This window comes from Flavobacteriales bacterium, assembly GCA_013001705.1.
GTDB lineage: Bacteria > Bacteroidota > Bacteroidia > Flavobacteriales_D > JABDKJ01 > JABDLZ01.
Genome location: JABDLZ010000267.1, coordinates 1 through 11,300, shown reverse-complemented (window position 1 = coordinate 11,300; position 11,300 = coordinate 1). Strand labels below are relative to the sequence as shown.

Genomic DNA, 11,300 nt, shown 5'->3' with positions numbered 1-11,300 from the left:
CTATATCTCCTATGACTTCTCCGAGATGACCGTGACAGCCTATGGCATGACGGATACGGCCGGTGTCGTACAGGGTAGACCTGTATTCAATCAGGCGGGTCAGTCCTTCAATAGCGATACGATACGTTACAATTTCACCACAGAGAAGGGATTGATCACAAAGTTGATCACCAATGATGGAGAGAGCTATGTACACTCTGAGGTCTCTAAGAAGCAGGAAGACGGGGCGATTCACAATTACGGTGGGATGTATACGACCTGCAGCAATGAGAAACCACACTACCATTTCCGATTCAACAAGATGGTGGTCATTCCCGATGACAAGATCATCACAGGTCCTGTTTATATGCGGGTGGGCAAGGTCCCTCTACCACTCGGACTGCCTTTCGGATTCTTTCCGAATACGACCAAGCAGAAAGCAGGTATCATATTACCCGGATATGGTCAGAGTCAGACCTTGGGCTTCTTCTTGATAAACGGAGGCTATTATCTCCCCTTAGGCGATCGGGCGGATACCCGACTGACCGGAGATATCTACTCCAGAGGGAGTTGGGGACTACGGAATATCACCCGCTACCGTAACCGTTACAAGAACTCAGGCAATATCGACCTGACCTATATGAAGCGCTTGAACGGAGACCGTGATCTGCTGAATTTCTCCAAGACCACCAGCTTTTTCATCAGATGGACCCATACCCAGGATGCCAAAGCACGGCCCGGTATCTCCTTCTCGGCCAATATCAATGCAGGAACGAGCAACAGTTTCCGGAATAACTACAACAGTTCGCAGAACGACTTCATCAGCAACACCTTTGCCTCTAGTGTGAACTTCAGCAGAAGATGGGATGACTCTCAATTGACACTCAGTGCCCGACACAGTCAGAACACCTTACAGCGCACGATCAGTATCAGTCTACCGCAAGCAGGATTCAACCTGAATCGATTCTTCTTACCCCTCTCCTTCTTGCGGGGTACTTCTGCAGGTGGAAAGAAATGGTATGAGACCATCGGGGTGACCTATAGCTCTCAATTCGATAACAAACTGAATACCACAGAGCCCGAGATGCGCTTGGACAATCTCACAGGACTCTCCAAGCAAGTGGTCAATGGTGTTCGTCATAATATCGGAGCCAGTACGAGCATCAAAGCGGGATACCTCAGCTTGACGCCCTCCTTCCGACTCACAGAGCGCTGGCATTTCGCTCGGGAAGAACTCGGTCTGATCGCAGATTCGGTGGTGACAGATACGGTAGGTGGATTCTTCACCACTCGGGACTATAGCATGAGTGCCAACATGACGACCAAGATCTATGGGATGTACAATTTCAAGGGCAACGGTATCAAGGCCATCCGTCATGTGATGACTCCCTCGCTCGGATTCTCCTACAATCCAGGCTACGACTTCAATCAGGAACTGGAAGTCACTGGAGAACCCATCGAGTATAACCCCTATGTGGTAAGTGCCTATCGACAATCGGCCTTCCAGGGTGAGTCTGCATCCTTGAATTTCAATCTCCAGAACAATATCGAAGGGAAGATCAGGTCCCGGAACGACACCTCTGGCACCGGGACCAAGAAGGTGAAGTTCATCGAGAACCTGAGTGTGAGTACCGGATACAACCTGGCTGCCGACAGCCTGAATCTCAGTGTGATCCGGGTAGGCGCACGGACTACGGTCTATAAGAACACGACCATCCAGTACTCAGGAAATTTCGACCCCTATCAAGTGAGCCGCACAGGTACACGTATCAATGCCTTCCGATGGTCAGGAAATGGCCCTTTACTGAGAGCGACCAATCATAACATCGCATTTGCCACACGCTTGAGTGGTGGCAGCGGTAAGAATCGCAAAGAGGAATTGGATGACACGGCATTTGCGAGTGAAGAAGAGATCGAGCAGATACGCAACAACAAGGATAAATATGTGGATTTCAACACCCCATGGAATTTGAACTTGAGCTACACGCTCAACATGCGGAATTCTTACCTCTTCACCGATGATCGCTTGAACGATACAACGATCACCCAACAGGGTATCCTATTCAATGGGGATATCAAGATATTCCAGCGCTGGAAGATCGGTGTGAACTCGGGATACGATCTCACTATGCAGGATTGGACCCCCACCACTCTGACGCTGTATTGGGACCTCCATTGCTGGGAGTTCCAGGCCAATGTGATTCCCATCGGTCAGCGAAAGAGTTTCAATCTGCGCATCGGGGTCAAAGCCTCGGTACTGCAGGATCTGAAGCTACAGCGAAGAGGTAATCTCGGTAGCGGTCAGCCCCTATTCCAATAAAAAAACCTCCGACCATTTCTGACCGGAGGTTCCATTGAGTTCATGAAATAGCGATCACTCGCCTGATTCCATTTTCTTTTTCAGTGCAGCAAGGGCGTCCAAATCTCCAAGAGTGGATTTCTCTTGAGAACTCTGTAGGTCCTTGATCGCTTTAGAAGTACGTGTGCCTTCTTTCCTGCGCTCTCCGTCCTGACGATCCCGCTTGGAGCGTGGATCCTCTTCGAAGGTCCTCAGGTGAGAAACCATGATCTTTCTGGCGTTACGGTTGAACTCCAAGACCATGAATGGCAACTTCTCTTCTGTGCGTGCACTCGTTCCGTCCTCTTTCTTGAGGTGGGTCTTCGGACATGAACCGATCATACCATATGGTAGAGCGATCTTGGCCGAGTTACCTTCAATAGCGAGTACAGTACCATCATGTACGGTACCTTCTGCGAAGGTTCCTTCGAATGCTTCCCATGGATTCTCCTCGAGTTGCTTGTGTCCGAGGCTCAATCTGCGATTCTCAGCATCGACTTCCAGTACGATCACATCCATCTCTTCTCCGATATTACAGAACTCGGATGGGTGCTTGATACGCTTCTGCCAGCTCAGGTCGGAAATGTGTACGAGTCCGTCCACACCTTCTTCCAACTCTACGAATACTCCGAAGTGGGTGAAGTTCCTCACTTTGGCGGTATGCTTGCTGTCCACTGGATACTTGGATTCGATATCCTTCCATGGATCTTCCATGAGTTGCTTCATACCCAAGGACATCTTACGCTCCTCTTTGTCGAGGGTGAGGATCTCGCATTCGACCTCATCTCCTACATTGAGGAAATCCTGAGCACTTCTGAGGTGCTGTGACCAGCTCATCTCAGAAACGTGTAGAAGCCCTTCGATACCCGGTTGGATCTCGATGAAGGCACCGTAGTCAGCAATGACAACGACTTTTCCTTTGACCTTATCGCCCACTTTGAGGTTCTCATCCAGTCCATCCCATGGATGTGCTGAAAGTTGTTTGATACCCAGAGCGATACGTTTTTTCTCATCATCGAAGTCCAAGATGACCACATTGATCTTCTGGTCGAGTTCTACCACCTCTTCCGGGTGATTGATACGTCCCCATGAGAGATCGGTGATGTGTACCAGTCCATCTACACCCCCCAGATCCACGAATACTCCGTAGCTGGTGATGTTCTTGACGGTACCTTCCAGTACTTGACCTTTCTCCAGACCTGCGATGATCTGTTTCTTCTGCTCTTCGATCTCAGCTTCGATCAAGGCTTTGTGCGATACAACCACGTTCTTATACTCCTGGTTGATCTTGACCACCTTGAATTCCATGTTCTTACCTACATATTGATCGTAGTCACGGATGGGCTTCACATCGATCTGCGAACCGGGTAGGAAAGCCTCGATACCGAATACATCGGCAATCAGTCCTCCTTTGGTACGGCACTTGACATAACCGGTGATGATCTCGTTGTTCTCCATGGCCTGGTTGACACTGTCCCAAGCACTGTGTAGACGGGCCAGACGGTGAGATAGAACAAGTTGTCCGTTCTTATCCTCTGCGCTTTCTACATATACTTCGACCTTGTCACCAACAGCCAGATCCGGGTTATAACGGAACTCATTGAGTGCGATCACACCTTCGGATTTATATCCGATGTTCACCACTACTTCTTTCTTGGTCATGGCCACGATGGTACCTTCCATGACCGACTGCTCATTGATCGAGTTGAGGGTATCCCCATAGATCTCGTCCAGTTTAGCGACTTCGGAATCATCGTAGGCACTCTGTCCATGCTCGAATACATCCCAGTCGAAATCTTCTGGTGGAGCTGCTTTTCTAGGTGCTTGTGGGTGAGATACCTCTACATCAGAAGGTTCAGCGATCTCGACTTCAGCCTCTGGCTCTGCCGCTTCACGCTTAGCTTCTACAATAGGATCGTTCTCTGTGGTCTCTGCTGAAGGATTCTCAGCATTTTCTGGTTGGACATCTTGTCCTTCTTGCTCAGGATTGAGATCCTGATTCTCTTCTGCCATATTCATCAGGCAATTCTAATTTGTATCTCATTCTGCTGAACGGGTGAGAATGAGAGCGTTGTACAATTGGGGACCCCGTTCAAGCCCCTTGTTTAAAATGGGGTGCAAATGTAAGACATATAATAGGATAATCCTATGGCTTTGAAATCGGGTGGAAGGGCATAAAAAAAGGATACGGCCCGAAAGCCGTATCCAAACCAACCAACTATTCAACTAGAATCTTGCTCGGATGAGCAATTGATTCTGTCTTAGAGACGCAAAAATCCGAAAAAGTCACACAAAAGGCGAATGAATTTTGCTTTTTGGTATAATATACTGACCCTCAGGGTCTTGTATCATGAGATAAAATTCCCTGCACATGAAATTGACCGATCTTTCGAACATTCGTCCCTCAAGATGGCTCTCCCAAGCGCGCAGTGCGAGTTTTTTTACCACCCTCCATGAGTAGGTGTTGAATCCCTGAGGGCGTGAGAAGGAGTCGATGTGCCTTTTAGCTTCTGCAAGTGTCATGGTGCTCTTGTATTATGGATTAGACAAGAGCAAAGCAGCAATCGCAGTACGTAATCTATTTACGCTGTCTCAGAATTTCTATATATAGCTGTTTCACAGCGCTTTATGATACGGTCTTTCAGGTCGACCGGCTCGAGCACCTGTATACTCGGCAGCCAATTCATCAGTTCATTCTCCAAGTCCACATTGATCACCAACTCCATACGGAGGATGTCTCCGGTGGGGGATTCTGAGATCCGTTCCATACTCGGATGCCATGGGGACGAGAGCAGGTATCCAGAGATCGATCGGTCGACCTTGATGAGCACTTCTTGAGGATGTGCAGTACGATGGCTGATGCCATAGGTATGCTGGAAATAATCCTTGGCATCGAAATCGGGTGCCTGGAAATGCTCCTCAAGCACTGCCAGACCATCGATACGATCCAAGCCATAGGTCTTGATGCGGTCCACTGCCGTATCGGTTCCGATGACGTACCAGCTGGTACGGAATTGTTTCAACAGAAGGGGTTCTATCAGATAGTCCTTCTCCTCTTTATCCGGATCATGGAAACTGTAGGAAAACCCGATGCGCCTATGTTCTCGAATGGCTCGAAGGATATCCGGAATGTGTCGGTCCCCTTGATTCCTGTGAGCATCATCAAAGAGCATGTGGTCCATGTAGCTCTTGTCGAATTCATCATCGGCCAGTGAGACATGCTCCCGCAACTTGCCGATGAGCTGCTCGAAGGTCTGGAATACGGGCATCTCCCGGAACTGATAGAGCGTCATGGATGCAAAGCGCAATGCTTCCATCTCTTCCTCTCCCATGGGCACCTTCTTGATGGTGTATTCCTCATCGGTATAGAAGTATCCTTTCTCTCCTTTATGGAATTCGATGGGAGCCTCATATCCCAGAACGGTATCGTAGCGCATGGCATAGATGTCCTTCTCGATGGTGCTGATACTGATGTGCTCGTTCTGACTCCCGTAAAGAGCGTCTTCGCACGCTCTTCTCAAATCCTCCTTGGTGGGGTAAGGCCTGAATCGGTTGGTCAAGCATTCATCAATGACCCGATATCGGATGAGGGCGTATTTATTGGCAGGCATGGAAATGAATTGAGTTGTCGAATTTCGAGATATGAATGGATGTCCTGCACAAGGACTTCCGTCTTTTTTCCTCGATCCGGTCTGATTTACACTTTTCAGCATATACAGATCCACATCACGATCACATTCCTGAACTACGGATTTTGACCAGAACGGTGGGATTGGATTGTCCTGCGGACTTCCCAATAGTGGAGAGGCTTCAAGTCCAACAACCCTCTGCGAGCTGCACTCGCTGGGGTTTTTTCATCCCTTCTCACCAGAGCGAGCTCGGTTCGGGATGGAACCACTTAGGGATTGTCCTGCGGACATCCCTGTTGGGGGAGGCTTCAAGATCTTCAACCCTCTGCGAGCTGCGCTCGCTGGGGTTTTTTCATTCCCTCTCACCCGAGTGAGCTCGGTTCGGGCTCGGACCTGTCTGTCAGGGGATTGTCCTGCGGACATCCCTGTTGGGAGGCTTCAAGATCATCAACCCTCTGCGAGCTTCGCTCGCTGGGGTTTTTTCATTCCCTCTCACCCGAGCGAGCTCGGTTCGGGGTATGAAAAAACCCTCATCGTCACCGATGAGGGTTCTTGTTCTTGGCGGAGAGTGAGGGATTCGAACCCCCGGTCCCGTGAAGGACAATGGTTTTCAAGACCACCGCAATCGACCACTCTGCCAACTCTCCGGTGCAAAAGTATATTTATTGAATCATCTCGCAATAGTATGAATGGTCCAATTCCTATTGCTCTTCTCCTTAAATTTACATGTAGCACATGCGAGCATTTCATTTGACCATATCACTTCTGATCTATTCCTTGCTGAGTACGGCCATTGCTCAGGAATTGACGGCCTATTTCGATTATAAGGTCTTCCGTATTCCGGGTGAAGGACATCTGGTGGAGACCTACTATAATATCAAAGGACCCTCCGTAGAATTCATCGCAGTGGATGACTCTACCGATCAAGCCGAGGTAGAACTCAAGGTCATTGTAAGCAAGGCAGGCTCGATAAAGGATTTCAAGAAAGAATCGATCAAGAGTCCGCTCGCAGTGAAAGGGTACCGACCGGACTTCCTGAGCATACAACGCTTTCTTCTGCCGAGAGGAGTCTATGATCTGGAAGTAGAGATGCGGGATGTGAATAGACCGGAATCCGAACCTCTCTCCTTCACCCGTAGTCTCGATCTGGATCTGAATTCGCAGACCACCGGATTCTCGGACATTGAACTGGTAGCAGCCTTCCGCCAGGCAGATGAGAACAGCATGTCCTCCAAATCGGGACTGGATATGCTTCCACTGATGACGACCATGTTCGGTCAGGAATTCAATGAGATGCTCCTCTACTTCGAGCTGTATTCCATGGATAAGAAACTGAAAAAGGATGAGCCCTTCCTATTGAAGTACTATATCGAAGATGCAGATTTCGAGAAGGTACAAGAAGGCACCGAGATACTGAAGCGGAAGAAGGCCACTCCGGTCATTGCCGAGATGGGTAGGATGGATATCAGCATGCTTCCTTCGGGTAGGTTCAACCTACGGGTCGAGGCCCGAGACCGCGAGAATGAATTGCTGGTGTACAAGGAACTGCCCTTCTATCGGGTGAATCCCAATGTCTCGAAACAACTGAGTGATGAAGAGATCAATCTGACCTTCGTGGGTAGCTTGAATGATAAGGACAGTCTGCTGGAGTACATCTATGCGCTCCGTCCGATCGCTCAAGAACAGGATAGAATGATGATCGACCATCAAGCACCGACCTTCACGCTCATCCAGGCCAAGTCCTATTTCTATTCATTCTGGGAGAATCGAGACCCCTTGCATCCCGATCAGGCCTGGGCCGAGTATAAGAAGGACCTGGAATTGGTGGATGAAGAGTTCGGGACAAGCAATAGACGCGGCTATGAAACGGACATGGGGCGCGTATATCTGATCTACGGGCCACCCAACTCAGTGGTCAATGAGACCAATGACCCCGAGACCTATCCCTATCAGATCTGGCACTATTATAAAGCCGGGAAGTTCAATGACAAACGCTTCGTCTTTTACGATAGGGAGCTGCTTCAGCGCGAATACACCTTGCTTCACTCCGATGTACCCGGAGAACTGAGGAATCCACGCTGGAATATCATTCTACAAAGCCGTACCAATCCCCTCTGGAACACCGACCAGAACAGTGGAGGAGGTATCGGAAGTGACCGCATACAACAATTCTATGATTCTCCTCGCTGAGCTTTCTTCGTGAAGCACTAGCAGATACCTTTGCCGCTTCGTGAGAGCGGTCATTGCTATACTCAATTGGAATGGACAGGAACTTCTGGAGAGGTTCCTTCCCAATGTGGTACGATACGCTGAGGGACACCCGATACTCATCATCGACAATGCTTCGAGTGATGGATCCAAGGATTTCGTGCAAGAAAGCTACCCCCAAGTAGAATGGGTGCAACTGGAGGAGAATCACGGCTATGCCGGAGGATATAATCGAGGTCTGAAGCATCGAGATGAAGATGTTGCCATCTTGCTCAACTCCGATGTGGAAGTGACCGAAGGTTGGCTCTCCCCTATCCTCAAGGCCATGGAGGACGATCCTGACCTTGTCGCTGTGCAACCCAAGATACTCGACCTTCAGCGCCCGGAGTATTTCGAATACGCAGGAGCCGCTGGCGGATTCATGGATCGACTCAATTACCCCTATTGTCGAGGAAGACTTTTCGAGACCTTGGAGAAGGATGAAGGTCAGTATGACACTCCCATAGATGTGCATTGGGCCACCGGAGCCTGTCTGTTCTTCCGCATCCAGGAATTCTATGCCTTGGGTGGGCTGGATGAAGACCTCTTTGCACACATGGAGGAGATAGACCTGTGCTGGAGAGCGCGTAGACGGGGCAAACGGGTCATGTGTATTCCGGCCAGCAAGGTCTACCATCTCGGAGGAGGTACCCTGAGCGGATATAGACCCTTCAAGTCCTTCCTCAATTTCAAGAACAGCTTGATCATCTTCTTGAAGAATGACAGAAGCGGGTCTACCTATTCTCGACTGTTCCTCCGCATGTTCATGGACAATCTGAGCATCGTACGTTTCCTCTTCCAATTCCGCGGAAGGCATGCCTTTGCCGTGCTCAAGGCACACTTCTTCTTTTACGCCTCGCTTCCCAAGACATTGAAAAAGCGGAAAGAACTAGGAACGGCCCATGCACCATTGGCAGAGACCTCGGTAGTCATGGAATATTTCGGAAGGGGTAAGCGGGCTTTCAATGAGTTACATGCCTCACTGCGATCGAGTGTCATCGAATAGGCCATCGAATTCACGCTGGAAGATGAGCCCTACACCTTGCTTGGTCGCAGCCTGATCCGTATTCAAGAAGGAATAGTCATTGGTCTCATTGAAGACCTTCAAGCGCAACCGTCCATCGGGAGTGAGTATGTACTCCAGCCGGAAATCACCGATCACACTACTTGCTCGTTCCACACTGCTGCTCGGGGCATTCTGAACACCGAAATTGCCGGAGAGCAATAGACGATCGTTGAACAACTGTGTGGTCAAGGCTACGGCCAATTCTTCCGAGTTGATATTATCTCCTGACCGATAGTTCACCCCTACATCTACATCATCGCTGATCTGTGAGAGCCAATTGCTCAGTTGGGAAGAGGCGAATTCGTTGATCGTGGTGGTCGCTGCTGATATACCAGCTGAAGCATCGGTCGGTTCGCTGCTGAGGAACTTATTGAGCACCAGGAGCGCAAAAACCTGCCGGTTCAGTTCTTCTTCTGTATCCAACTTGCTTTGGGCCATGGCTTCCAATCCGGCTTCCAGGCCCGGGAATTCTATTTGGAACTCTATATCCGGATTGAAGAGCTCCCCTTCCAATTGCATCTGAGTCTCTACAGGCACCCGATTGCTGAATGAGATTCCTTCAGAAGCGAGAAGATCTGCCAGAGAGGCTCTAAGTCTATATGTGGTGGTGAGATCCAATTCCGCTTCATAGGGGTCTCCGTAGAAGGATACCGTACTTCCCGACTCCACTTCGAAGCGCTTGTTGACCACATTCTGCAATGTGAAAAGATAGTCACCCTCCAGAATGGTGTAGTTACCGAAGATCTCAAAAGTCCCAGCCCGGTCCAAGGTCATAGTAAGGTCTCCTATCCCATTGCCTTGCATGACATCCCCGATCTTCTCATCGAATACCAATCGGATCTGCGCTTCTGGGGTACACTCCGCTTCCATATATAACTCGATGGTGGTCGGAGCTCTCTCGACCACTGTAGAATCATCTTCGGTCTCATCGGATTTGAAGTAGATATAGTCTTCGAGCACCACTTCTTCCGTATCTCCTAGTGGCAGGGCTATCTGAGTCCCTTCTTCTGTTTTTCCAAAGATCTCCAAGGTCAGGTTACGGTCGAAGCCGAAGATGGAGACAGAACCTGTACCAAAGACCTGACCGTAGAACTTCGGGTTCATCTCCGCATCGGTATTGAGTACCATCATCTTCTCGAATTCAGCGTAGATATCGTAGTTCCAATCCCGATAGTTCTCGTGTGCCACGGTCCCGTTCAGAAATCCTTGGTTGCCGAACTCATCCCTGAATGGGATATAGTTGGTACCGATATAGTCATTACGTACGATGACCTTGTCATTGAAGTAGTACTTGGTGTTGAGGTAATCCACCCGTATGGTGGCATCTTTGAAGACAAGCTCCCCATTGATATCGGGACGGAGCAGCGAGCCTTTGACCAACAGGTCTCCGGTGGCCCTCCCTCCTATCTGGTTGATTCCACCAGTGGGAAGTTTATTGAGTATGCCGAGTCTGAATCCCTCAAAGGAGAGTGAGGCGTCCAGATTATCTGTCTCGGCCTTAGGAAAATACCGGCCATCCAGTACGATCTCTTTGATACCTTGATTCTCTAAATCCCCGGCCAATTCCAAGAAATCCTTACCTCGATCCCAGGTACTACTCAAGTCCAAGTTTCCTACCCGCTCGCCCCCAATCGCGAAATCTCCGATGCGCATCTCAGCTACGACCGTGGGCTTACCTAGGATACCCGCGGCCTGTCCTTTCAATTCCGTTCGCCCATCCAGGTCCACCATGTCGGGAGGAAGGAATTTATTCAGGTGCTCGAGCTGAAAGTCCTGCACATCGAAATAGACCACATCTTCCTGTTCCTTACCGATACGTCCGGAGAGGTCGATGCTCTCCGTACCGTTGGACACTCTGGCCGTATCGATCTCCAGTTCTCCTTCATCGTAGGTGATGACAGAATAGCCATCGGTCAGCCAATAGTCACCGCTCATGATCATCTGGCTGGGATAGATGATGTTGACAATACTGTCGGGGCTATTGATGATGGATAAGGCCGATACACTTCCTGAAGCGTCCTTATTGACAAGGGTCCAAGTG

The 11,300-nt window shown here is 49.6% G+C and carries 6 protein-coding genes and 1 tRNA gene; 3 read left to right on the top strand and 4 right to left on the bottom strand.

Annotated elements, in window-relative coordinates; all coding sequences use genetic code 11:
* Positions 1–2,299 (top strand): LPS-assembly protein LptD (locus tag HKN79_10735; GenBank protein ID NNC84041.1); only part of this gene is annotated, 2,299 nt, incomplete at its 5' end.
* 54 nt (positions 2,300–2,353) lie between these two features.
* Here HKN79_10735 and rpsA read toward each other — a convergent pair.
* The 3 genes from rpsA to HKN79_10720 form a co-directional block, all read right to left on the bottom strand.
* Positions 2,354–4,330, bottom strand: a complete 1,977-nt coding sequence (rpsA, locus tag HKN79_10730) for a 30S ribosomal protein S1 (GenBank protein NNC84040.1) — start codon at positions 4,328–4,330, stop codon at positions 2,354–2,356.
* Between the two features lie 569 nt (positions 4,331–4,899).
* Complete coding sequence (locus tag HKN79_10725; protein ID NNC84039.1) at positions 4,900–5,928, bottom strand: WYL domain-containing protein; 1,029 nt, start codon at positions 5,926–5,928, stop codon at positions 4,900–4,902.
* Positions 5,929–6,505: 577 nt separating this feature from the next.
* Positions 6,506–6,593: transfer RNA gene (locus tag HKN79_10720), tRNA-Ser, on the bottom strand.
* Positions 6,594–6,681: 88 nt separating this feature from the next.
* Here HKN79_10720 and HKN79_10715 point away from each other — a divergent pair.
* Together HKN79_10715 and HKN79_10710 are read left to right on the top strand one after the other, a co-directional pair.
* Complete coding sequence (locus HKN79_10715; GenBank protein NNC84038.1) at positions 6,682–8,136, top strand: GWxTD domain-containing protein; 1,455 nt, start codon at positions 6,682–6,684, stop codon at positions 8,134–8,136.
* 40 nt (positions 8,137–8,176) lie between these two features.
* A complete protein-coding gene (locus HKN79_10710; GenBank protein ID NNC84037.1) occupies positions 8,177–9,199 on the top strand; it encodes a glycosyltransferase family 2 protein in 1,023 nt (340 codons plus the stop codon).
* Here the strand turns inward: HKN79_10710 and HKN79_10705 are convergent.
* The coding region (locus HKN79_10705) for a translocation/assembly module TamB (GenBank protein NNC84036.1) at positions 9,173–11,300 on the bottom strand (2,128 nt) is incomplete at its 5' end. The genes HKN79_10710 and HKN79_10705 overlap by 27 nt on opposite strands.